Origin of the sequence: Kitasatospora sp. NPDC058063 (genome assembly GCF_042885395.1) — a bacterium.
Taxonomy (GTDB): domain Bacteria; phylum Actinomycetota; class Actinomycetes; order Streptomycetales; family Streptomycetaceae; genus Kitasatospora; species Kitasatospora lactacystinica.
On sequence record NZ_JBHVSD010000007.1, the window covers coordinates 379574 to 403942 of the forward strand.

The 24369-nt window shown below is 74.1% G+C and carries 13 protein-coding genes and 1 pseudogene; 12 read left to right on the top strand and 2 right to left on the bottom strand.

All coding sequences use genetic code 11. The features are described 5' to 3' along the window. Positions 1-23: 23 nt before the first annotated feature. From ACFVUY_RS15215 to ACFVUY_RS15250, 8 genes are all read left to right on the top strand, one after another. Positions 24-3065 carry an AAA family ATPase gene (locus ACFVUY_RS15215; protein WP_387690760.1) on the top strand — a complete coding sequence of 1014 codons (3042 nt, stop codon included), beginning with the start codon at positions 24-26 and terminating at the stop codon, positions 3063-3065. A 497-nt stretch (positions 3066-3562) separates the two neighbouring features. Continuing rightward, entirely contained in the window at positions 3563-6514 is a 2952-nt protein-coding gene (locus ACFVUY_RS15220; RefSeq protein WP_387730075.1) for a putative bifunctional diguanylate cyclase/phosphodiesterase, read from the top strand. 331 nt (positions 6515-6845) lie between these two features. Next, a complete protein-coding gene (locus tag ACFVUY_RS15225; protein WP_387690758.1) occupies positions 6846-8699 on the top strand; it encodes an acetolactate synthase large subunit in 1854 nt (617 codons plus the stop codon). A gap of 37 nt (positions 8700-8736) precedes the next feature. Next, a complete protein-coding gene (gene ilvN, locus ACFVUY_RS15230; RefSeq protein WP_049657946.1) occupies positions 8737-9261 on the top strand; it encodes an acetolactate synthase small subunit in 525 nt (174 codons plus the stop codon). 104 nt (positions 9262-9365) lie between these two features. Then, positions 9366-10364 carry a ketol-acid reductoisomerase gene (gene ilvC, locus ACFVUY_RS15235; protein WP_359901553.1) on the top strand — a complete coding sequence of 333 codons (999 nt, stop codon included), beginning with the start codon at positions 9366-9368 and terminating at the stop codon, positions 10362-10364. A 246-nt stretch (positions 10365-10610) separates the two neighbouring features. Beyond that, positions 10611-12191: a phosphoglycerate dehydrogenase gene (gene serA, locus ACFVUY_RS15240; protein ID WP_359901556.1), complete on the top strand. Its 1581-nt coding sequence runs from the start codon at positions 10611-10613 to the stop codon at positions 12189-12191. 286 nt (positions 12192-12477) lie between these two features. Further along, positions 12478-12639: a hypothetical protein gene (locus ACFVUY_RS15245; RefSeq protein ID WP_387690755.1), complete on the top strand. Its 162-nt coding sequence runs from the start codon at positions 12478-12480 to the stop codon at positions 12637-12639. Positions 12640-12933: 294 nt separating this feature from the next. After that, positions 12934-16287: a S8 family serine peptidase gene (locus tag ACFVUY_RS15250; RefSeq protein WP_387730052.1), complete on the top strand. Its 3354-nt coding sequence runs from the start codon at positions 12934-12936 to the stop codon at positions 16285-16287. Between the two features lie 101 nt (positions 16288-16388). On the opposite strand, the gene ACFVUY_RS15255 is transcribed toward ACFVUY_RS15250, so the two are convergent. Beyond that, positions 16389-18872 carry a YfhO family protein gene (locus ACFVUY_RS15255; protein WP_387730055.1) on the bottom strand — a complete coding sequence of 828 codons (2484 nt, stop codon included), beginning with the start codon at positions 18870-18872 and terminating at the stop codon, positions 16389-16391. A 133-nt stretch (positions 18873-19005) separates the two neighbouring features. Between ACFVUY_RS15255 and ACFVUY_RS15260 the strand changes: the two genes are divergently transcribed. The 4 genes from ACFVUY_RS15260 (at position 19006) to cimA (ending at position 24070) form a co-directional block, all read left to right on the top strand. Continuing rightward, positions 19006-19626: a Uma2 family endonuclease gene (locus ACFVUY_RS15260; RefSeq protein ID WP_387730057.1), complete on the top strand. Its 621-nt coding sequence runs from the start codon at positions 19006-19008 to the stop codon at positions 19624-19626. Positions 19627-19635: 9 nt separating this feature from the next. Further along, positions 19636-20673, top strand: coding sequence for a 3-isopropylmalate dehydrogenase (locus ACFVUY_RS15265; RefSeq protein ID WP_359915405.1), 1038 nt, complete (start codon positions 19636-19638; stop codon positions 20671-20673). A 248-nt stretch (positions 20674-20921) separates the two neighbouring features. Continuing rightward, a complete protein-coding gene (locus ACFVUY_RS15270; RefSeq protein ID WP_359915403.1) occupies positions 20922-22034 on the top strand; it encodes a branched-chain amino acid aminotransferase in 1113 nt (370 codons plus the stop codon). A 431-nt stretch (positions 22035-22465) separates the two neighbouring features. After that, the gene (gene cimA, locus ACFVUY_RS15275; protein WP_387730059.1) at positions 22466-24070 is read left to right on the top strand and encodes a citramalate synthase; all 1605 of its coding nucleotides are present in this window, start codon (positions 22466-22468) and stop codon (positions 24068-24070) included. A 66-nt stretch (positions 24071-24136) separates the two neighbouring features. Here cimA and ACFVUY_RS15280 read toward each other — a convergent pair. Continuing rightward, positions 24137-24369 (bottom strand): annotated as a pseudogene (locus ACFVUY_RS15280) (ATP-binding protein); the annotation flags it as partial.

Here is a 24369-nt window from a genome sequence, read left to right on the forward strand (position 1 = left end):
CCGGCTATGGCATGCTCGCCTCCATGCAGCAGACATCGGTCAGCCCCGTCTTCGTCGGCCGCGGCAGCGAGATCACCGAGCTGACCGACGCGCTGCGCCGCGCCGGCACCGGCAGCCCGCAGGCCATCCTGATCGGCGGGGAGGCGGGGGTCGGCAAGACCCGGCTGCTGGAGGAGTTCCTGGAGCGGGCGGCCGCCCGCGGGGCGGTCACCTCGCTCGGCAGTTGTCTGGAGGTCGGCGCCGAGGGCCTGCCGTACGCGCCGCTGGCCGCCGCGCTGCGCCGGCTGCACCGCTCGCTGGGCCCCGAACTGGAGGCCGCCGCGGCCGGCAGCGAGAGCCACCTCGCCCTGCTGCTCTCCGAGTTCGGCGAGGTGGACGGCGAACCCAACGACGAGTACAGCCGGGCCCGGCTGTTCGAGCACACCGCGAGGCTGTTCGAGCGGCTCGGCGCGGAGCGTACCCTCGTCCTCGCCGTCGAGGACCTGCACTGGTCCGACCGCTCCACCCGCGAGCTGCTCGCCTTCCTGGTGCGCACCCTGCACCGGTCGCGGGTGCTGCTGGTCGCCACCTACCGCACCGACGACCTGCACCGCCGGCACCCGCTGCGCCCCTTCCTCGCCGAGCTCGAACGGCTGCGCACCGTCCAGCGGCTGGAGCTGGCGCGGTTCGACCGCCGCGAGGTGGCCGCCCAGCTGGCCGGCATCCTCGGCACCACCGTCCCCGACCGCCAGCTGGTGGACCGCATCCACCGCCGCTCGGAGGGGAACCCGTTCTTCGTCGAGGAGCTGGCCACCGCCTTCGAGGACGGCTGCGGAGCCGGGCTGACCGACTCGCTGCGGGACATCCTGCTGGTGCGGGTCGAGGGCCTGGACGAGGAGGCCCAGCGGGTGGTGCGGATCGCCGCCGAGGGCGGCTCGCACGTCGAACACGCCCTGCTCGCCGCCGTCCTGGACGACGACGAGGAGGCGCTGATCGAGGCGCTGCGGGCGGCCGTCGGCGCCAACATCCTGCGCCCGGACAGCGAGGGCGAGGGCTACCGGTTCCGCCACGCGCTGGTCCGCGAGGCGGTCTCGGACGACCTGCTGCCCGGCGAACGGCACCGGATCAACCGCAAGTTCGCGCTCGTCGTGGAGGCCCAGCCGCAGCTCGTCCCGGGCGACGCGCTGGCCGCCCGGCTGGCCAACTACTGGTACCACGCGCACGATCCGGCCCGCGCCCTGCCGACGGCCCTGGACGCCGCCCGCGCGGCCCGCCGCCGCAACGCCTTCGCCGAGCAGCTCGGGATGCTGGAACGGGCCCTGGAGCTGTGGGACCTGGTCTCCGAGGAGGTGCTGGCGCACACCCTGCGCCCGTACGACTGGGCCGAGACCTACCCGCCGGGCTCCTGCGACCACAGCGCCGCGGACGAGGACTGCGACCGGATCCAGCTGGTCGACGTGCTGGCCGAGGCGGTGGTCGCGGCCCGGCGCTGCGGCGACCGGGAGCGCGGCCTGAGCCTGGCCAAGCGCGGGCTGCGGCTGGTCGACGAGGCGGAGCACCCGGTGCGCGCGGCCTGGTTCCGGATCAACCGGGCCCGGATGCTGGGCAGCCTGCGCCGCTCCGGCGACGAGGAGGAGATCGCGAACGCGCTGCGGCTGGTGGAGCACCTGCCGCCGACCGCGGTCCAGGCCGAGGTGCTCGCGCTCGGCGCCGGGACGGCGATGCTCAAGAAGCCGACCGCGGAGGCGATCGAGCTGGCCGAGCGGGCGATCCGGATCGCCGAGGAGGTGGGCGCCCACTCGGTCGAGGTGCACGCCCGGATGACCCTCGGCGGCCTGCGCTACGACGTGCAGGGCGACGCCGAGGGCGGGCTCGCCGAGCTCGCCGGGGCGGTCGAACGGGCCCGCCGGCTGGGCGTGCCCGACCTGCTGCTGCGCGGCATCAACAACCTGGCCAGCATGCAGCGCGGACTGGGACACCCCGAGGACGCGGTCCGACTGGCCCGGGAGGGCCTGGAGTTCGCGGACGGCAACGGCCTGCTGCGCAACATCGGCGCCATCCTGACCGGCAACCTGGTCGAGGCGCTGACCGACCTCGGGCGGGTCCGGGAGGCCGCCGAGGTGCTGGCCGGCTACGAGGCGGCCAGCCCGACCGGCACCCACGCCGAGTTCCTGGACCGGATGCGCGGCGAACTCGCCCTGCTCAAGGGGGACCTGGCCACCGCGGGGACCATGCTGGCGCAGGCCCGGGCGGCCAACCGGGTCGGCCAGGTCCAGCACAGCGTGCCGATCAGCCGGCTGGCGGTGCGGCTCGCGGCGCTCGGCGGCCGGCCGCTGGAGGCCCGGGCCGAAGCGCTCGCCGTGCTGGAGGAGGACGGCCGGCTCGGTCACGAGTCCGACGTCTACCCGCTGCTGGCCGAGGCCGCGACGGTGGAGGCGGACAGCCGGGGCCTGCCGCAGGCCGGGGCGGGCCGGCCGGGGGCGCTGGCCGCGATCGCGGCGGCCGCCGCCGAGCTGCGTCCCAGGGCCCCGCTGCACCACGGCTGGGCCCGGCTGCTGGAGGCCGAACTGGCCCGCGCCGAGGGGGCGGACACTCCGGAGGTCTGGGCCGCCGCGGTCGAGGCGCTGCGGCCGACCGGCCTGCCGTACCCGCTGGCCCAGGCCCTGCTGCGGGCCGGCGAGGCCGAGGTGCAGGCCGGCCGGCGCGAGGCCGGCGCCGAACTGCTGCGCGAGGCGGCCGAACTGGCGGCCGTCCGGGACGACCGGCTGCTCGGCGGGCAGATCGCCGCGCTGGCCGAGCGGGCCGGGCTGAGCCTCGCCCCGGCCGAGCGGTCGGCCGCGGTGCCGGCCCAGGCCGCCGGGGACTCCTTCAACCTCACCCCCCGTGAGCGGGACGTGCTGCGCCTGCTCGCGCGCGGCTGGACCAACCGGCAGATCGCCGAGGAGCTGTACATCTCTCCGAAGACCGCGAGCGTGCACGTCTCCAACATCCTCGGCAAGCTCGCGGTCGGCGGCCGGGGCGAGGCGGCCGCACTGGCGCACCGGCTGCGGCTGTTCCCGGACGATCTGGCCCCCTCGGGCCGCTGAGCAGGGCCCCGCGGCGGCCCCGGACCGGCTTCGACCGGTCCGGGGCCGTTCGTTCGTCCGTCCTGGAACCGGTGTTCGGGCGCCGCCGCGTGCTCCCGTGCGCGCCGCGTGAGCCCCCGCCCGCGCGCCGCCGCCAACCGGGCCGATCCGTAGGAATCGGGGGCATTTCCCCACCCTTTCGCCATTACTCTAAGTTGAGTGTGCGTGTCATTGAGTGACGGGATTGGTGTAGGGTCCATTTTGGGAGCATCGGTACGGTGCGGCGACCGGCAGGCCGCCCACCCCCTGGGCCACCGTCCTGACGGGGCGCCAGGCCACCGCGTACGTCCGAGAGGCGCGCGGCCGGTGGTCCGTGGCCGGGGCGCGAGGCCCCGGGCCGGAGGGGGAGAGGCCGAGTGAGCTCCACCGAAACGGTGCTGCCCGGAACCGGACGGCCGGAGGCACCGCACACCGACACGTCCGCCGCCGACGTGCCCGCGCCCGCCCGCCGCAGCCCGCTGTGCCGGCTCCGGGCCAGCCGCACCCTGCCCGGGTTCGTCCTGGGCGCACTCTGCCTGGCCTACGCCGCGGGCGCCGCCGCCGGCTGGGGATCACACCAACTGTCCGTCTTCATGGGCGACTTCGGACTGGCCGCGGCGGCCCTGGCGGCCGCGCTGTCCTGTCTGGTGTACGGCTGCACGGTCGGCGGGCACGCCCGCCCGGCCTGGCTGCTGTTCGGCCTCTCCTCGCTCATGGTCGCCTTCGGCAACGGCACCTGGGGCTGGTACGAGCTGGTCGTGCGCACCGCGCTGCCCCGGGACTCGCTCGCCGAGTACGCCTTCCTGCTCTTCGCCCCGCTCGCCATCACCGGCGTCCTGGTACTCGCCCAGCACCCGCGCACGGCGGCCGGCTGGCTCTGCCTGCTGCTCGACGGCTGGCTGATCGCCGGCTCGCTGTTCACCCTCAGCTGGAGCCTGGCACTCGGCCGGATCGCGGCCGGCGAGGACGGCTCACCGCTGCGCCTGGCCCTCAACCTGGCCTACCCGGTGCTGGACATCCTGCTGGTCAGCCTGGTGGTCGGGCTGCGCTTCGGCGGCCGGGACGGCAACCGGGCGGCGGTGCACACGGCGATGGTGGCGCTCGCCGTCACCGTCACCTGCGACGCCCTGTTCACCTCCCCGGAACTGCGCAGCAACTACCACTCGGGCGAACTGCTGGACGCCGGCTGGTTCGCCGGCAGCCTGCTGCTGGCCTGGGCACCGTGGTCGCCGCGCTGGCGCCGCCCGCTGCGCGAGCACCCCTCGGCCGGCGGCCTGCCGCACCGCCGGGTGGCCACCACCTTCAGCGCGCTGACCCCGTACGCGGCCGCCGCGGTCTGCACCGCCGGAATCCTCTACAACGCCCTCGGCGGACGGGAGTTGGACCGCGTGGTGGCCGCGGCGGCCTGCACCGTCGGGCTGGCGCTGATCCTCCGGCAGGGCGTGATGCTCCTGGACAACCTGTCGCTGGCCCAGGAACTCGCCCACAAGGAGGCGCACTTCCGCTCCCTGGTGCAGGGCTCCAGCGACGTCATCATGATCGCCGGCGCCAACGGCGTGCTCTCCTACGTCTCCCCGGCCGCGCTCGGCGTCTACGGCCGGGACCCGGAGCAGCTGGTCGGCGGCAACCTGCTGGACCTGGTCCACCCCGAGGACGTCGGCCGGGTGCTCGCCGAGGTCCGCCGCTACCTCGCCAGGGTCCGGCTCACCACCCACCGCAGCCCCGGCGGCGCCGAGCTCTCCGCCCGGGTCGAGTGCCGGATCAGCTCCGGCGCCGGCGAGTGGCTGCACGTCGAGTCCACCGTCAGCAGACATCGCGACGGCCTGCTGCTCAACAGCCGGGACGTCACCGAACGCGTCATGCTCCAGGCCCAGTTGCAGCACAACGCCTTCCACGACCCGCTCACCGACCTGCCCAACCGGGCGCTGTTCACCCAGCGGCTGCGGGCCGCCCTCGGCGCCCGCGGCCAGCAGGGCGGGACGGGCGCCGGGATCGCGGTGCTCTTCCTCGACCTGGACGGCTTCAAGGCGGTCAACGACACCGCCGGGCACCAGGTCGGCGACGAACTGCTGGTGCAGGCCGCCCGCCGGCTCCAGAACGCCGTCCGCTGCGGGGACACCGTCGCCCGGTTCGGCGGCGACGAGTTCGCCGCGCTGGTCTGCGGCCCGCTCGGCCGCCTCCAGGTCCAGGAGCTGGCCGAGCGGCTGCGCCTCGCGCTCTCCGACCCGTACTGGATCGGCGGTGCCGAACTCGGCGTCGCCGCCAGCATCGGCATCGCCTTCGGCACCCCCGAGCGCGGCCCGGCGGCCGACCCCAGGGTCGCCGCCGACGAGCTGATGCGCAACGCCGACCTCGCGATGTACCGGGCCAAGTCCGAGGGCAAGGGCCGGGTGGTGCTCTACACCCCCGCGATGCGGGCCGACCTGGAGCGCCGCACCGAACTGGAGGAACGGCTGCGGATGGCGGTGAGGGAGGGCGGCTTCACGCTGCTCCACCAGCCCGTGGTGGACCTGCGCAGCGGCGCGGTGACCGGCGTCGAGGCGCAGGCCCGCTGGCGCTCGGTGGGCGGCCTGCTGCTCACCCCGGCCGAGTTCCTGCGCTCGAGCGAGCACGGCGACGCGGCCACCCGGTTCTCCCGCTGGCTGGTCCTGGAGGCGGTCAGCGCGGCCGTCGAGCGGCGCACCCTGCCGGGCCGGGGCCGCGGCGCGCCGGAGCCCGTCCCGGTGGCCGTCCGGCTCTCCGTGGAACGGCTCTGCTCGCCCGGCCTGTACGAGACGGTGGCCGCGGCGCTGCGCGACAGCGGGCTGCCGGCCGACGAGCTGGTGATCGAGGTGGCCCGGATGGGCCCGGACTCGCTCGCCGACGAGCTCGGCCGCCGGCTCTCCGCCCTGCGCGGGCTGGGCGTCTCCACCTGGCTGGCCGGGTACGGCGCCGGCGGCGGCTCGCTCGGCGCCCTCGCCCGGCTGCCGCTGGACGGGCTCAAGCTGGACCGCACGCTCGTCCAGGACCTCGGCGAGTCCGCGCTCAGCCGCACCCTGGCCGGGCACGTACTGCGGCTCGGCCGCGACCTCGGGATGGCCACCGCCGCCGAGGGGGTGGACCTGCCCCGCCAGGTCTCCGCGCTGCAGGAGCTGGGCTGCGGGCAGGCCCAGGGCTCGGCCTTCGCCCCGCCGCTGGACGAGCCCCGGCTGCGCCGGGCGCTGGCCCGCCGCGGCTACCCGCTGCCCGCGCCGGCGGGCCCGGTCCCGGCCCGCCGCGCGTACTCTCCCGCCGCCGACGACACCCGGACGAGTGGCCGGACGAGCGGCCGCACGGACGCCGCGCCGGGACGTGGCGCACATCACCATGGCGGCTCTGACCTGCCCGAACACCGTGCCGTCACTGGTCCGCCGGGAGGTCCGCATGGCGAGACGGTCATCCCACCTGCTTGACATGCCGCCCCGGACGGGAGGAAGGTCGTTGCCATGCGCACCCGAATTCTCGTACTTGGCGGGCGCGTCGGCTGAGTGGGCTCGTACGCCCTGCTCGTGACAGACCGACGCGCCACCCCTCGCATGCCCTTGGGCACGAGGGGTTTTTTGTTGCACTGACGCTGTTCCACCTCCGCAAGACCCCTGGCCTCGGCCGCCCGAGCATGTCCGACTTGTCGGATCGAGCGGGACGATTGAGGCAGAGCCGGCGCTCGGCCCGGACCGGGACCCCACCCTCGCAGCACCGGGGCCCGCAGCACCTGGTCGGCAAATCCCGAGAAGAGACAGGCAGATGACTGAGCACGCCGCATCCCCCCGCCGCGGGGACAACCCGGCCGCCAACGCTCCCGCTCCCCAGCACGTCGTCGAGACCATGACCGGCGCCCAGTCGCTCATCCGCTCCCTGGAGGCCGTGGGCGCGGACACCGTCTTCGGCATTCCGGGCGGGGCCATCCTTCCCGCGTACGACCCCCTGATGGACTCCGTCAAGGTGCGCCACATCCTGGTCCGCCACGAGCAGGGCGCCGGTCACGCCGCCACCGGCTACGCCCAGGCCACCGGCCGGGTCGGGGTCTGCATGGCGACCTCCGGCCCGGGCGCGACCAACCTGGTCACCCCGATCGCCGACGCCTACATGGACTCGGTGCCGGTCGTCGCGATCACCGGCCAGGTCTCCTCCAAGGCCATCGGCACCGACGCCTTCCAGGAGGCGGACATCTGCGGCATCACGATGCCGATCACCAAGCACAACTACCTGGTCACCGACCCGGCCGAGATCCCCCGGGTGATCGCGGAGGCCTTCCACATCGCCGCCACCGGCCGCCCCGGCCCGGTCCTGGTCGACATCGCCAAGGACGCGCTCCAGGCGACCACCACCTTCCGCTGGCCGGTCGAGACCGCGCTGCCCGGCTACCGCCCGGTGACCAAGCCGCACGCCAAGCAGATCCGCGAGGCCGCGAAGATGCTGGTCGGCGCCAAGCGTCCGGTGCTGTACGTCGGCGGCGGCGTGCTCAAGGCGCGGGCCACCGCCGAGCTGCGGATCCTCGCCGAGCTGACCGGCGCCCCGGTGGTCACCACCCTGATGGCGCTCGGCGCCTTCCCGGACAGCCACCCCCAGCACCTGGGCATGCCCGGCATGCACGGCTCCGTCCCGGCCGTCACCGCGCTCCAGAAGGCGGACCTGCTGTTCACCCTCGGCGCCCGCTTCGACGACCGCGTCACCGGCAAGCTGGACGGCTTCGCCCCCGGCGCCAAGGTCGTCCACGCGGACATCGACCCGGCCGAGATCGGCAAGAACCGCCCGGCGGACGTGCCGATCGTCGGCGACGCCCGCGAGGTGCTCGCCGACCTGATCGTCGCCGTCCAGGCCGAGTTCGACGCCGGCCACCGGGGCGACTACACCGAGTGGTGGGAGCGGCTCGACGAGTGGAAGAAGACCTACCCGCTCGGCTACGAGCCGGCCCCGAACGGGCAGCTCTCGCCGCAGCAGGTCATCGAGCGGATCGGCCGGCTGGTCGGCCCCGAGGCCATCTACGCCGCGGGCGTGGGCCAGCACCAGATGTGGAGCTCGCAGTTCATCCAGTTCGAGAAGCCGGGCACCTGGCTCAACTCGGGCGGCGCCGGGACGATGGGCTACGCCGTCCCCGCGGCGATGGGCGCCAAGGCCGGCCGCCCGGAGACCGCGGTCTGGGCCATCGACGGCGACGGCTGCTTCCAGATGACCAACCAGGAGCTGGTCACCTGCGCACTGAACGACATCCCGATCAAGGTCGCGGTCATCAACAACGGCTCGCTGGGCATGGTCCGGCAGTGGCAGACGCTGTTCTACAACCAGCGCTACTCCAACACCGTGCTGCACTCCGGCCCCGGCCACGACGGCATCGAGCCGCCGGCCCAGGGCACCCGGATCCCCGACTTCGTCCTGCTGTCCGAGGCGATGGGCTGCGTCGGCCTGCGCTGCGAGCGCCCCGAGGACCTCGACGCGGTCATCAAGCAGGCGATGGAGATCAACGACCGCCCGGTGGTCATCGACTTCATCGTCCACCAGGACGCCATGGTCTGGCCGATGGTCGCGGCCGGCACCAGCAACGACGAGATCCAGTTCGCCAAGGGCGTGCGCCCCGATTTCGGCGACGACCTCGACTGACCAGCCCCTGCAGTTTCCAGAACGACTGAGGAATCCCATGTCCAAGCACACCCTCTCCGTCCTGGTCGAGAACAAGCCCGGCGTGCTCGCCCGCATCGCCGCCCTGTTCTCCCGTCGGGGCTTCAACATCGACTCCCTCGCCGTCGGCTCGACCGAGCATCCGGACGTGTCCCGGATGACGATCGTGGTCAACGTCGAGGACCTCCCGCTGGAACAGGTCACCAAGCAGCTCAACAAGCTCGTGAACGTGATAAAGATCGTCGAACTCGACCAGTCCGCTGCGATCCAGCGGGAACTGGTCCTGGTGAAGGTCCGCGCCGACAACGAGACCCGGTCGCAGATCGTCGAGATCGTCCAGCTGTTCCGTGCCAAGACCGTCGACGTGTCGCCCGAAGCGGTGACCATCGAGGCCACCGGCAGTTCGGACAAGCTGGAGGCCATGCTCCGGATGCTGGAGCCTTACGGCATCAAGGAGTTGGTCCAGTCCGGCCTGGTCGCCATCGGCCGCGGCGCGCGTTCCATCACGGACCGCTCGCTGCGCGCCCTGGACCGCAGCGCGTAAACAGCGCCGTCTCAAACCCTGACGCAAAGACCCAAACCCCCGCCGCGTGCGCATACGGTGAGCACCGCGTACCCGGCAACCATCACGCAAGGAGATGTGCCCCCGTGGCCGAGCTGTTCTACGAAGACGACGCCGACCTGTCCATCATCCAGGGCCGCAAGGTCGCGGTCATCGGCTACGGAAGCCAGGGCCACGCCCACGCGCTGTCGCTGCGCGACTCCGGCGCCGACGTCCGGGTCGGCCTGAAGCCGGAGTCCACGTCCCGCGCCAAGGCGGAGGAGGCCGGCCTGCGCGTCGTCACCCCGGCCGAGGCGGCGGCCGAGGCCGACGTCATCATGATCCTGGTGCCGGACCCGATCCAGGCCGACGTCTACGAGGCCGACATCGCCCCGCACCTGAAGGCCGGCGACGCCCTGTTCTTCGGCCACGGCCTGAACATCCGCTTCGGCTTCATCAAGCCCCCGGCGGACGTCGACGTCTGCATGGTCGCCCCGAAGGGCCCGGGCCACCTGGTCCGCCGCCAGTACGAGGAGGGCCGCGGCGTCCCCGCGATCGTCGCGGTCGAGCAGGACGCCTCGGGCAACGCCTTCGCCCTGGCGCTGTCGTACGCCAAGGGCCTGGGCGCCACCAAGGCCGGCGTCATCAAGACCACCTTCACCGAGGAGACCGAGACCGACCTGTTCGGTGAGCAGGCCGTCCTCTGCGGTGGCACCGCCGCCCTGGTGAAGGCCGGTTTCGAGACCCTGGTCGAGGCCGGCTACCAGCCGGAGATCGCCTACTTCGAGTGCCTGCACGAGCTGAAGCTCATCGTCGACCTGATGTACGAGGGCGGCCTGGAGAAGATGCGCTGGTCGGTCTCCGAGACCGCCGAGTGGGGCGACTACGTCACCGGCCCGCGGATCATCACCGACGCCACCAAGGCCGAGATGAAGAAGGTCCTCGCCGAGATCCAGGACGGCACCTTCGCCAACACGTGGATCGCCGAGTACAAGGCGGGTCTGCCCAAGTACAACGAGTACAAGAAGGCCGACGAGGACCACCTGCTGGAGACCACCGGCAAGAAGCTGCGCTCGCTGATGAGCTGGGTCAACGAGAAGGCCTGACCCCCTTCCGGGCCGGTACCGGCTGCGCCGCCGGCCCCGATTTTGTAACTCCCTTGTACAAGTAGGCTGCTCTCGTCCGGGTGATTTCGCCGGACGGGAGCAGCCCGCTACCCAGCCCGTCGATACACTCCGAGTGCGCGTCAGGCCCACAGCGTCGTGCGTCTACCTACGCGGCATGCCACCTTCCCCCGCCCTCCACGCCACCTACGTGCCCGGGGGAACCGGACAGTTAAGGACCCCACTGTCGTGAGCAAATCCGTTGTACTGATCGCCGAAGAGCTCTCGCCCGCCACCGTCGACGCCCTCGGCCCCGACTTCGAGATCCGCCACTGCAACGGCGCCGACCGCACCGAGCTGCTCACCGCGATCGCCGACGTCGACGCGATCCTGATCCGCTCCGCCACCAAGGTCGACGCCGAGGCGCTGGCCGTCGCCCGCAAGCTCAAGGTGGTCGCCCGGGCCGGTGTCGGCCTGGACAACGTGGACGTCTCCGCCGCCACCAAGGCCGGCGTGATGGTCGTCAACGCGCCGACCTCCAACATCGTCACCGCCGCCGAGCTCGCCTGCGGCCTGCTGATCTCCGTCGCCCGCAACATCGCGCCGGCCAACGCCGCGCTCAAGCAGGGCGAGTGGAAGCGCAACAAGTACACCGGCGTCGAGCTGAGCGAGAAGACCCTCGGTGTCGTCGGCCTCGGCCGGATCGGCGTGCTGGTCGCCCAGCGGATGTCCGCGTTCGGGATGAAGATCGTCGCGTACGACCCCTACATCCAGGCCGCCCGCGCCGCGCAGATGGGCGTCAAGCTGGTCACCCTGGAGGAGCTGCTGGAGGTCTCGGACTTCATCACCGTCCACCTCCCCAAGACCCCGGAGACCATCGGCCTGATCGGCGACGAGGCACTGCACAAGGTCAAGCCGACCGTCCGCATCGTGAACGCCGCCCGCGGCGGCATCGTGGACGAGGAGGCGCTGGCGAGCGCGCTGCGCGACGGCCGGGTGGCCGGCGCCGGCCTGGACGTGTACGCCAAGGAGCCGTGCACCGACTCCCCGCTGTTCGCCTTCGACAACGTGGTCGCCACCCCGCACCTGGGCGCCTCCACCGACGAGGCGCAGGAGAAGGCCGGCATCGCGGTCGCCAGGTCGGTGCGCCTCGCGCTGGCCGGCGAGCTGGTGCCGGACGCGGTGAACGTCCAGGGCGGCGTGATCGCCGAGGACGTCCGCCCGGGCCTGCCGCTGGCCGAGAAGCTCGGCCGGATCTTCACCGCGCTGGCCGGCGAGGTGGCCGTCCGCCTCGACGTCGAGGTCCGCGGCGAGATCACCCAGCACGACGTGAAGGTGCTCGAACTGTCCGCGCTGAAGGGCGTGTTCGAGGACGTGGTGGCGGAGACGGTGTCCTACGTCAACGCCCCGCTGTTCGCCCAGGAGCGCGGTGTCGAGGTCCGGCTGACCACCTCCAGCGAGAGCCCCGAGCACCGCAACGTGATCACCGTCCGCGGCACGCTCGGGGGCGGCGAGGAGATCGCCATCTCCGGCACGCTGGCCGGCCCCAAGCAGACCCAGAAGATCGTCGGCGTGGACGCCTTCGACGTGGACGTGGCGCTCACCGACCACATGGCCTTCTTCAAGTACGAGGACCGCCCCGGCGTGGTCGGCGTGCTCGGCCGCCACCTCGGCGACGCGGGCATCAACATCGCCGGCATGCAGGTCGCCCGCGACGGCGGCAACGCGCTGGCCTCCATCACCGTGGACACCGAGATCCCGCAGGAGGTGCTGTCGGCCATCGCCGCCGAGATCGGCGCCCACTTCGCGCGCTCGGTCGACCTGGGCTGACCCTCCCGGCTCCAGCAGGGCCCGGACCGCCGTGCGAACGGCGGTCCGGGCCCTGCTGCGTTCTCCCGGGTGACGCCCGTCTCAGATACTAGGAAATCCAAGTATTCGTGCAGACACGGCCGGGGCGCGGCCGTACCGTGGAAGGGCCATACGGTGTGCCGCCCCTGTAGCCAGGGTGTGCGGCCCGTGTGCGCGTGCGCCTTCACGAGCAGGCGATCCCTGCTCCCGCGCTCCCTCCCCCCTCTTCGCGCCCGCCCTCCGCGGCGCCGCTTCCAAGGAGCCCGGTATGTCGCCGACCGCCGACCGTCACGCCACGTCCGCCCCCGCCACCGCCCCCGTCCGTGCCCCGCGCCGCCGCCGGGCCGCCGAGCGGACCCCCTTCGCGGCCGCCGCCCTGCAGCGCTCGCTGGACCGCCGGGACAACGGCGGCGTGACCGGCCACCACTGACCCGCCCCGCCCTCGGGTGACCGGCCCCGTCCTCGGGTACGCGCCGCCGCCGTCCGGCGGCCGTCCCCGCCGTCGGGCCGGGTGTCGACCGGCGTTCATCGGCCGAATGGGCCGTACGGGCGTTGGGGATGTCACCCAGTAGAGTGCAACCCCGCTCCGTCCGAGGGAAGTTGCTCGTCCCCGTCGGCGCGATCATCCTAATTTGGGGCTCTCGGAGGGGTGATCGACGTTCGCGTGGGCGGGCGTCAGCGACACGGAGTGCGGATCAGTCCCCCTGCCGGGGGAGAGGGCCCAGTGCGTCTGCCACCCGTCCGCCGACCCGCCGCCCGGATCGGCCTCACCCTGGCCCTGCTGGCCGGAAGCGCCGTCCTCGCCGCCACCCCGGCGGCCGGCGGCCCACCGACCGCGGGACCACCAACGGCCGGACCGCCAGGGGCGGGCCGAACGGCCTCCGTCCTGCTCGAACTCACCACCGAGACGACCGGCTCCGCCTGGCGGCGCGCCGCCGACGGGGCCCGGCGGGCCCGGCGCTCCCCGGAGGACGTCCGCCGGGAGGCCGCGCGGGCCGGCGCCGCCCAGCGGTCCCGGACCGGGGACGCGCTCGACCGGCTCGCCGGGGCCGTCCACCGGGCGGCACCCGCCGCGCGCGAGCTCTACCGCACCCGCACCGTGCTCACCGGCCTCGCGGTCAGCGCGCCCGCCGACCGGCTGCCCGCGCTGCGGGCACTGCCGGGCGTCCGGGCCGTCCACCCGATCGTCGCCAAGCGGCGCGACAACGCCCACTCCGTCCCGCTGACCGGCGCCCCGCAGGTCTGGGCCGGCGACCGGACGACCGGCACCGGGCAGGGCATGCGGATCGGGATCATCGACAGCGGCATCGACTACACCCACGCCGACTTCGGCGGACCCGGCACCGAGGAGGCCTTCCGCTCGGTCGAGCGCGGCAAGCCCGCGCCGCCCGCGCTCTTCCCCAACGCCAAGGTGATCGGCGGCAAGGACCTGGTCGGCGACGACTACGACCCCGACCCGGCCTCCCCGCACCACCAGCCGGTGCCGCACCCCGGCGACAACCCGATCGACTGCGTGCGCAACGGGCACGGCACCCACGTGGCCGGCACCGCCGCCGGGTACGGCGTCACCGCCGACGGCCGCCCGTACACCGGTCCGTACGGGCCCGGGCTGGACCCGGCCGGCTTCCGGATCGGCCCCGGCACCGCCCCCGGCGCCCAGCTGTACGCGATCCGGGTGTTCGGCTGCGACGGCTCCACCGACCGGGTCGCCGAGGCGCTCGACCTGGCCGCCGACCCCAACGGGGACGGCGACCTGAGCGACCGGCTGGACGTCGTCAACCTCTCGCTCGGCAGCCACTTCGGCAGCACCGACGACACCGACGCCCTGGCCGTCGACCGGCTCGCCGAACTGGGCACCGTCGTGGTCGCGGCGGCGGGCAACGACGGCGACGTGTACGGCATCGGCGGCAGCCCCGGCACCGCCGCCCGGGCGATCACCGTCGCCGCCTCGGTGCACGGGCACGCCGACGTGGACGGCATCACCGTGCTCGCCCCGGCCGAGCGGGCCGGGATCGTCCCGGCCCACTGGAGCGAGCGCTACCAGGGCTGGACCACCGGCGACGTCAGCGGCGAACTCGCCCTGCCCGCCGACCAGTCGGACGGCTGCACCGACTTCAGCGAGGCCGACCGGCAGCGGCTGAAGGGCCGGATCGCGCTGCTCGCCTGGCGCACCCGGGAAGCCGACCGGGCCTGCAACTCCGGCCCGCGCGCCGACCACGCCGCCGACGCGGGCGCGATCGGCGCGCTGTACGCCGCCGACTCCGACCACCTGGCCGAGATCTCCGGCAACGACCGGATCCCGGCCGCGCTGCTGGCGCGTGCCGACGGCGACCGGCTGCGGCAGGCCGCGGCCGCCGGGCCGGTGCGGATCCGGCTCGCGGCGCCCGGCAACACGCTGCACGGCTCGGTCGCGCAGGACCAGCCGGCCCGGGTCGACACCCTGACCGACTTCACCTCGCGCGGCATCGGCGTGCCGGGCGTGGTCAAGCCCGACCTGGCGGCCCCCGGCGAGAGCATCTGGTCCAGCCTGGTCGGCAGCGGCGCCGGCGGCCAGCGCGAGAGCGGCACCTCGATGGCCACCCCGCACGTGGCCGGACTCGCCGCGCTGGTCCGCGCCGCGCACCCGGACTGGCCGGTCGAGCAGGTCAAGGCCGCGCTGATGAACACCACCGTCGACACCTACCTCGGCGACGACCGCGGCGGGCCGGTCTACGGGCCCGAGCGCACCGGCGCCGGGCGGGTCCGGGTGGACCGGGCGGTCCGCACGCCCGCCGTCGCCTACGCGGTGGGCGAGGGCGCCGCGGAGGGCGTCGTCGGGGTCTCCTTCGGTCCGGTCGAGGTCGGCGGGCCGACGGCGGTCACCCGGGAGATCGAGGTGCGCAACACCTCGGCCGCGCCGCTGACCTACCGCACCTCCTACGCGGCCGCCACCCGGCTGCCCGGCGCCTCCTACCGGGTGACGCCGCCCCGGGTGGACGTCCCGGCGGGCGGCACCGCCCGGGTACGGGTGACGCTCGCCGTGCCGGGGGAGCTCGGGCGGGCGCCCGACCCGACCGTCGACACCGTGCAGGGCGGCCGGGCCCGCAGCTACCGGGGCGAGCTCTCCGGCCGGGTGCTGCTCACGCCCGTCGGCGACGACACGCCGCCGCAGCTGCGGATCCCGGTGCTGGCCGCCCCCCGCCCGACCGGCGACCTCACGGCGACGGCCACCGTCCGCACCGCCCGGGACGGCACCCTGGTCACCCTCGGCGGCCGCGCCGCGCCCGGAGAACAGCCCGGGCTGGTCAGCGCCCTCGCGCTCGGCGGCGAGGGGATCCGCTGGCCGGACTGCCCGCCCGGCGGCGGTGACGCGGCGGTCGCGCCGGGCGCGGGCGTCCGGCCGAAGGGCACCGGGGAGGAGCCGGACCCGGCGCAGGAGGTCTGCGTCGAGCACCCCGGCGAGCGGTCCGCCGACCTGCGTGCGGCGGGCGCCGCCGTCGACTCCGAACTGCTGTACGTGGGAGCGCAGTTGTGGGCGCCCGCGGCCACCCCGGTGGGGCTGTACGGGGTGCGGGTGGCGCTGGACACCGACGGGGACGGCAGCACCGACGTCGTCCTCAAGGCCGACCGGCTGCGCGGCAGCGACGTCCTGGTCTCCCGGGCCCTGGACGCCCGCACCGGGGCCGAACTGGACGTCCAGCCGCTCAACGCCCACTGGGGCGACACCGACACCGCCCTGCTCGACAGCGACGTCCTGGTGCTGCCCGTCCGGCTGAGCGCCCTGCCCGGCGTCGCGCCCGGGCACAGCACCGTCCGCTACGGCGTGTGGACCGGCTACGCCGGGGCCGGTACGCCGGACGTGGCCGACGCGCTCTGCGCCATCGGACTGAACGGCACCGCCCCGACCGTCCCGCTGGACGTGCTGCGGCCGGCACTCACCGTACGGGCCGGCCTCACCGGCCCGTACGCCGTGGTGGTCCCGGCCGGCCCGGGCGCCGTCCTCGACGTGCACCGGTCGCAGGGCGGCACCTCGCGGCTCCTGCTGCTGCACCACCTCAACCCGGCCGAGCGACGGGCCCAGGTGGTCGACCTGCCCTGATCACGGGGTCGGGAGACCCGATCAGGGGACCGGGGCCGGGGCGGCCCGCCGGCACTCCGGCGGGCCGCCCCGGCACGTTCCGGCCGCGCCGCCCGCCCCCGTCACGCCCCGGCCGGCCCCGCCGCCCGGCGGCGGTCGCGGCGCGGGGGACGGGTGGGGCGGCGCGAGAGCCGGGCGAAGACGGCGACCAGCGCGAGGACGGCGGCGGTGGCGGAGGCGACGACGAGGCCCTCGGTGAGCCCGGGCGGCCGGAAGGCGCAGGCGATCCGGGAGGCGCCGCCGCCCAGCGGGACGCCGATCATGCCGAGCACGGACGCGGGAGCGGCGCGGCGGCCGCCGTCCACCGCACAGGTCCAGCCCTCGGTGGCCGGGACGGAGAGCAGCGCGGTGCCGGTGGAACCCGCCGGGAGGGTCGCGGTGAGGGTGTGCCCGCCGGCCTCCACCCGGGTGGCGCCGGTCGCGGTCAGCCGGGCGACCGCGGCCTCCAGGGCACCGGCCCGCAGGCAGCCGATCGGGCGGGCGGGCAGCTGGCTCACCACGTCCGACCGCAGCGTCACCCGGACCACCCCGTCCGCCGGGACGGTCCCCAGCCGGTGGATCGGCACGGCGGTGGTGGGCTGCTCGCCGTCGCTGCGGAAGGCGCTGCCGAGGCCGCTGACCGTGCCCCGGTACCAGAGGCCGTGGAAGTAGGCCGTCCCGCCCGGCGTGCAGGCGGCGGTGAACACCGTGCCCTCCCCGCCGCTCGGCACCGACCAGCCGCTGGTGCCGTGCAGGGTGGGCGCCGGCCCGCCCGCCGGGACGGGCAGCGGGGCGTCGTACACCTGGCTGCCGAGCAGCGACTCCTGCCGGGCCCAGACCGAGGACCTCTCCGGCCGGGCACCCGGGGGCAGCACGGTGACCAGCGGCGGCGTGGCGGCGGCCCGGACAGGCGTGAAGGAACGCGGCGCCGGGCCCTCGTCGAGGTGAACGCGGACCCCGAACAGCGCCTGCCCGACCGGATCGGTGACGCTCGCGGTCTGCCGCCCGCCGGCCGTCCAGCCCGCGCCGAGGTCGTGCAGCAGCAGCGCGGTGACGGTCGGCAGGTAGCTGCTGAACCAGCCGCCGCCCTGGCCGTTCAGCAGCAGCGGGTCGTTCGGGGTGAAGGCGTGCGGCCCGGGGTCGCTGCGGCCGCGCGGCCAGTCGGCGGCCGCGCGCAGCGTCGCGTGCCCGGCCCGGACCGCCGCCGGGGAGACGTCGCCGGAGGGGGCCGAGCCGAGCGCCGCGTACCCCGACCAGACGGCGTTGCCCAGCACCGCGCCGCCGATCACCCAGGTGGCCAGCGCGGTCGCCCGCCGGTCGGAGTGCCGGCGGTCCAGCAGCCACAGCGCGGCCGACAGCACGGCGCCGCCGACGGCCAGCAGCACCCAGGTGGCCGGGCGCACCGTGTGCCGGCCCGCCGCCAGGCCGGCGATCAGCGCCACCACGGCGGCGCCGCCCAGCACGGTGAGCCGGTCCGGACGGTGCGCCAGCGAGACCCAGCCCGCCAGCACCAGCAGCCCGCTGAGCACGAAGGCCACCCGGTACGGCCCGCCGGCCGGGATCGCCAGACCGTGCCAGACCAGCACGGTCGGGGTCCAGAGGAAGCCGGCCGCCACCAGCGCCAGCGCCGTGCACCACAGGGCGCGCTCCCGCGGCCGCACCCGCCGGTTGAACGGCAGCCCGCACACCACCAGCAGGCCGAAGACGCCGATCGCCACGTCCGGCAGCCGCTGCCCGCCGTGGGTGGCGGGCAGCAGCCGGGCGAGGTGGGCGCCGACGCCGGACGGGCCGAGCGGTTCGACCGGGGACTCCGGCTGGGCCCGGCGGGCGGACAGCACCGCGACGAACAGCACCGGGGAGGCGAGCAGCACCCCGGCGGTGGCCATGGTGACGGCCCGGCCGGTGGCCCGGACCCGGTGGCGCAGCGGGCGCGGGGCGGCGAACAGCCGGACGGCGAACAGGAGCGCGGCCGCCAGGGTCGCCAGCGCGGCCGTGTACAGGTTGCCCGCCCAGGCGAGCGCGACGCACAGCGCGCCGGCCACCCAGTGCCGCTCGCGCAGGCACCAGTCGGCCGCCAGGCCGAGCAGGGGCAGCGAGACCAGGCCCCAGAGCCACATCGGGGCCGCCCCGCCGACGTCCAGCACCCAGGCGCAGAGCCCGTACCCGACGGCGGCGAGCATCCGCAGCCACCGGGGGCCCGGGTGGAGGCGGCCGAGCAGCCGGGTCATCAGGGCGGTGCCGAGGCCGATGGTGGCCAGGGTGACCAGGAGGACGGCGAGCCGGCCCTGGTCGCGGGGGAGCAGCGCGGTGGGCCAGGAGAAGGGGTTCATCAGGTAGGCGAAGAAGTCCGCCAGGAACGGGGCGCCGTAGCCGCTGTTCCAGTTGACCAGCAGGTCCCCGGCGGCCTGCCCGTGCAGCAGGTCCCACAGGTGGGCGTGGTACGGCACGGCGACCGCCTCCGCCCCGGCCGGCCACTGCCCGCTCAGCGCCGCCGCCAGCCCGTACCCGCCCGCGGCCAGCCCCGCGGCACCCCCGCAGACCAGCACCTCCCGCCGCCGCTCGCCCATCCGCACCCCGTTCCACGCGCTTCGCCGAACCCGCCCACCCTAAGCACGCCCCAGGCGCCCCCGACGTCACGCGCGCTCCCTCGAAGGGGTGATGAGACGGCACCGGCGGGATTCGGCCTGCGACCGTGTTCCCGTGGCAGCAGACGCCGACGTGGAGATGCCGGAGTGGCTGAGGCCGCCGGCTACCGGTTACACCGCAGACGACTTGGACCGGCTGCAAGACCTCCCGCCCCATACGGAGCTACTGTGCGGAAGTCTGGTGTTCTCCGTCCGTCAGACGATCTTCCACGCCGGGACGGTCAGCCGGCTCGACCGCCAACTGGTCGACCAGGTGCCGAAGGGCTGGGAGGTCTGGCGGCAGATGGGGCTGAGACTGGACTCTCGCAATCGGCCGGAGCCCGACCTCATGGTGGTCGATTCCCGGGCGGGTGGTGGTCCGGAGCAGACGTTCTGGCTCCCTCAGGACGTTGTGCTGGTCGTCGAGGTGGCCGAGGAAGGGGAGGTGGAGTGGGATCGTGAGGTCAAGCCGCGAAAGTACGCCGCTGCCGGGATTCCCTACTTCTGGCGCATCGAATGCGAGCAGGGTCGGCGGCCCGTTGCCCACACCTATGAGTTGGACGCGGCCTCGGGCCGGTACGTGTCGAGCGGAACCTTCCAGGAGCGTCTGACGGTTCGATGCCCGTTTCCGTTCGCGACCTCCCTTGACCGTCCGCATCGTGGACGGCAGGTGTCAGTACCTGGGACGGCGGAGTAGGGTCCGAGCATGTCTCGCACCATTCGTCTCGCAGTTGTTCCCGGTGACGGCATCGGCCAGGAAGTGGTGGCCGAAGGCCTCAAGGTCCTGGGTGCCGCGCTCCCCGCCGACGTGAAGCTGGAGACCACCGAGTACGACCTCGGCGCCCGGCGCTACCACCGGACCGGGGAGACGCTGCCGGACGACGTGCTGGCGGAGCTGAAGTCGCACGACGCGATCCTGCTGGGCGCCATCGGCGACCCGAGCGTGCCGTCGGGCGTGCTGGAGCGGGGGCTGCTGCTCAAGCTGCGGTTCGCCTTCGACCACCACATCAACCTGCGTCCGGGCCGGCTCTTCCCCGGGGTGCGGTCCCCGCTGGGCGGCGAGCCGGAGATCGACTTCGTGGTCGTCCGCGAGGGCACCGAGGGCCCGTACGTCGGCAACGGCGGCACGCTGCGCGCCGGGACGCCGCAGGAGGTGGCCACCGAGGTCAGCCTGAACACGGCGTACGGCATCGAGCGCGTGGTGCGCGACGCCTACCGCCGGGCGCAGGCGCGGCCGCGCAAGAAGCTCACCCTGGTGCACAAGAACAACGTGCTGGTGCACGCCGGGCACCTGTGGACGCGGATCTTCGCCGAGGTCGGCGAGGAGTTCCCCGAGGTCACCACCGACTACCTGCACGTCGACGCGGCGACCATCTTCTTCGTCACCCAACCGGAGCGCTTCGACGTCATCGTCACCGACAACCTGTTCGGCGACATCCTGACCGACCTGGCCGCCGCCGTCACCGGCGGGATCGGCCTGGCCGCGAGCGGCAACATCAACCCGAGCGGCGAGTTCCCGTCCATGTTCGAGCCGGTGCACGGCTCGGCGCCGGACATCGCGGGCCAGGGCAAGGCCGACCCGACCGCCACCGTGCTGTCGGTCGCGATGCTGCTGGAGCACCTCGGCTTCGCCGCCGAGGCCGCCGGGGTCGAGGCCGCGGTGGCGGCGGACCTGGCCGAGCGCTCCGGCACCCGCAGCACCTCCCAGGTCGGCGACGCGCTCGCCGCCCGAGTATCCGGCTGACGGGCCGGACCCAGGAGCGGAGTTCCGGCCGACGGGCCGGATCCGACAAGGTTTCCGGCCCGGCGGGCCGGACCGCATAACCGCAGCTCGTCGCCCTCGAAAAAAGGGCGGACAGCTGTTCGGCACGGCCCTCTGGATGCGAGTATCGACAGTGGGTCGTGCCGTTGTGCGTCCATTCCGGCGAATTTTGCCGAAACGTATCTGCGGCGGTGGCGGCCCGGACCAACCCCACGGTGAAGGAAACAGCCATGAGCACGGCCACCCAGGCGCCCATCACGTTCGACCTCAAGCCCTCCGCCCACCCGCTGTCCGCAGCGGAGCGCGAGGCCCGGCTGGTCAACCCCGGCTTCGGCCGGGTCTTCACCGACCACATGGTCACCGTCCGCTGGACCGAGGGCGTGGGCTGGCACGACGCCCAGCTGGCGCCGTACGCCCCGCTGGAGATCGACCCGGCGAACATGACCCTGCACTACGGCCAGGCGATCTTCGAGGGCCTGAAGGCCTACCGCCAGGCCGACGGCTCCATCGCCACCTTCCGCCCGGAGGCCAACGCCGCCCGCTTCCAGGCCTCGGCCCGCCGCCTGGCGATGCCGGAGCTGCCGGTGGAGACCTTCGTCGAGGCCGTCGAGCTGCTGGTCCGCCAGGAGCAGGACTGGGTGCCGAACGAGCCGGAGCAGAGCCTCTACCTGCGCCCGTTCATGTTCGCCACCGAGGTCGGCCTGGGCGTCCGCCCGGCCAACTCCTACCTCTTCATGATCATCGCCTCGCCGGCCGGCGCCTACTTCCAGGGCGGCATCAAGCCGGTCTCGGTCTGGCTGTCCAAGGAGTACGTCCGGGCCGCGCCCGGCGGCACCGGCGCCGCCAAGTGCGCGGGCAACTACGCCGCCTCGCTGGTCGCCCAGGCCCAGGCCGCCGAGAAGGGCTGCGACCAGGTGGTCTGGCTCGACGCCGCCGAGCACCGGTGGGTCGAGGAGATGGGCGGCATGAACCTGTACTTCGTCTTCGGTGAGGGCAAGGACGCCAGGATCGTCACCCCCGAGCTGTCCGGCGCGCTGCTGCCCGGCATCACCCGCGACTCGCTGCTCCAGCTGGCCGCCGACCTCGGCTACGCGGTCGAGGAGCGCCGGATCTCCACCGACGAGTGGCAGCAGGCCAACGCCGACGGCACCCTCACCGAGGTCTTCGCCTGCGGCACCGCCGCCGTCATCACCCCGGTCGGCTCGGTGAAGTCCGCCGCCGCCGACTGGACCGTCGGCGCCGGCGAGCCCGGCCCGGTCACCATGGAGCTGCGCAAGGCCCTGCTGTCGATCCAGGGCGGCCAGACCCCGGACACCCACCACTGGCTGCACAAGATCGTCTGATCGCCGCACCCCGTCCGGCACCGCCGCACCCCGTCCGGCACCGCCCGGCCCGGCTCGCCTTCCGGCCTGCCCCGCGCCCGTCCGGCCCGGCCCGCCCGTTTCGCATCGCGAGACGAGCGGGCCGGATCCCGGGCAGCTGTGCCAGACTGCGAGCGTGTCCTCGCTTTCGCTGATGATTATTAGCAGCAGGCGCGCCGGTCCGCAGTGACCGCTTCCCGCACGACCCGATGCGGAGCGACCACTAGCGTCCAGACCCGCGCGCAGACCTCTCGCACCCGCGAGGGGTCTTTTTGTTTCTCCCGGACCGGCCGACGGCCCTCACAAGGGGCCCGGGGACACCGGGACCGCGCGCGGGATCATGGACAGTGGAGCCGGGACGAGAAAGTCCGGCAGAGCAGTACCTTCCTCCCCGAAACGGAGTACCAGGGGTCATGACCGAGGTCACCCGTACCGACGACAGTTTCCACGTGTTCGACACCACGCTGCGCGACGGAGCACAGCGCGAGGGCATCAACCTGACGGTGGCGGACAAGCTGGCCATCGCCCGGCACCTGGACGAGTTCGGGGTCGGCTTCATCGAGGGCGGCTGGCCCGGCGCCAACCCGCGTGACACCGAGTTCTTCGCCCGCGCCGCCGCCGAGCTGGAGCTGGAGCACGCCCGGCTGGTCGCCTTCGGCGCCACCCGCAGGGCCGGCGGCAGGGCGGCGGAGGACCCGCAGCTGGCCGCGCTGGTCACCTCCGGCGCCCCGGTGATCACCCTGGTGGCCAAGGCGCACGACCGGCACGTGGAGCTCGCGCTGCGCACCACCCTGGACGAGAACCTGGAGATGGTCCGGGACAGTGTCGAGTTCCTCCGCTCCCAGGGGCGGCGGGTGTTCATCGACTGCGAGCACTTCTTCGACGGCTACCGGGCGAACCCCGAGTACGCGGTGTCGGTGGTCCGCACCGCGCACGAGGCCGGCGCGGACGTCGTGGTGCTCTGCGACACCAACGGCGGGATGCTGCCGGCCGGCGTGCGGGAGATCGTCGCCGAGGTGCTCGCCAGGACCGGTGCCCGGCTCGGCATCCACGCCCAGGACGACACCGGCTGCGCGGTGGCCAACACCCTGGCCGCGGTGGACGCCGGCGCGACCCACGTGCAGTGCACCGCCAACGGCTACGGCGAGCGGGTCGGCAACGCCAACCTGTTCCCGGTGGTCGGCGCGCTGGAGATCAAGTACGACCGCCGGGTGCTGCCCGCGGGCCGGCTGGCCGAGATGACCCGGATCTCGCACGCGATCGCCGAGCTGGTCAACCTGACCCCCTCCACCCACCAGCCGTACGTCGGCTTCTCGGCCTTCGCCCACAAGGCGGGCCTGCACGCCTCCGCGATCAAGGTCGACCCGGACCTCTACCAGCACATCGACCCCGAGCGGGTCGGCAACACCATGCGGATGCTGGTCTCCGACATGGCCGGCCGGGCCTCCGTCGAGCTCAAGGGCAAGGAGCTCGGCTACGACCTCTCCACCGACCGGGACCTGGCCGGCCGGGTGGTGGCCAAGGTGAAGGAGCAGGAGAACCTCGGCTACACCTACGAGTCCGCCGACGCCTCCTTCGAGCTGCTGCTGCGCGACGAGGTGCGCGGCCGCCGGGACCGCTTCTACACGCTGGAGTCCTGGCGGACCATCAGCGAGCAGGGCCCGAACGGCTTCACCGGCAACGAGGCCACCGTCAAGCTGTGGGCCAAGGGCGAGCGCCGGATCGCCACCGGCGAGGGCAACGGCCCGGTCAACGCGCTGGACCAGGCGCTGCGCGCGGCCCTGGAGGGCATCTACCCGCCGCTGGCCACCTTCGAGCTGGTGGACTACAAGGTCCGCATCCTGGAGGGCCAGCACGGCACCGGCTCCAAGACCCGGGTGCTGATCGAGTCCACCGACGGCGCCGCCACCTGGTCGACGGTGGGCGTGGCCGACAACGTGGTCGCCGCCTCCTGGCTGGCGCTGGAGGACGCGTACACCTACGGCCTGATCAGGGCCGGCCTGGAGCCCACCGAGTAGTCGCCCCGAACGCGCCTGTGGCCCGCGGGACCTCGCCGGAGGTCCCGCGGGCCACGTCGTGCGCGATCACCGCAGTCGGGCCAGCAGGGCGTGTTCGACGAGGGTGATGAGGGCGCTCTTGGCGCTGTCGCGGCGGCGGGCGTCGAGAGTGATGACGGGGGTGTCGGCGCCGAGTTGGAGTGCTTCGCGGACTTCGTCGGGGGTGTGGGGCTGGTGTCCGTCGAAGCCGTTGAGGGCGACGACGAAGGGCAGTCCGCTGTTCTCGAAGTAGTCGAGGGCGGGGAAGCAGTCGGCGAGGC

Bases quoted from the DNA above. Each gene is read 5' to 3' on its own strand.
- ilvN (WP_049657946.1), top strand. From the start codon at position 8,737: ATGTCCAAGCACACCCTCTCCGTCCTGGTCGAGAACAAGCCCGGCGTG.
- ACFVUY_RS15265 (WP_359915405.1), top strand. From the start codon at position 19,636: ATGTCTCGCACCATTCGTCTCGCAGTTGTTCCCGGTGACGGCATCGGC.
- ACFVUY_RS15245 (WP_387690755.1), top strand. From the start codon at position 12,478: ATGTCGCCGACCGCCGACCGTCACGCCACGTCCGCCCCCGCCACCGCC.
- cimA (WP_387730059.1), top strand. From the start codon at position 22,466: ATGACCGAGGTCACCCGTACCGACGACAGTTTCCACGTGTTCGACACC.
- ACFVUY_RS15225 (WP_387690758.1), top strand. From the start codon at position 6,846: ATGACTGAGCACGCCGCATCCCCCCGCCGCGGGGACAACCCGGCCGCC.
- ACFVUY_RS15215 (WP_387690760.1), top strand. From the start codon at position 24: ATGCAGCAGACATCGGTCAGCCCCGTCTTCGTCGGCCGCGGCAGCGAG.
- ACFVUY_RS15270 (WP_359915403.1), top strand. From the start codon at position 20,922: ATGAGCACGGCCACCCAGGCGCCCATCACGTTCGACCTCAAGCCCTCC.
- ACFVUY_RS15255 (WP_387730055.1), bottom strand. From the start codon at position 18,872: ATGGGCGAGCGGCGGCGGGAGGTGCTGGTCTGCGGGGGTGCCGCGGGG.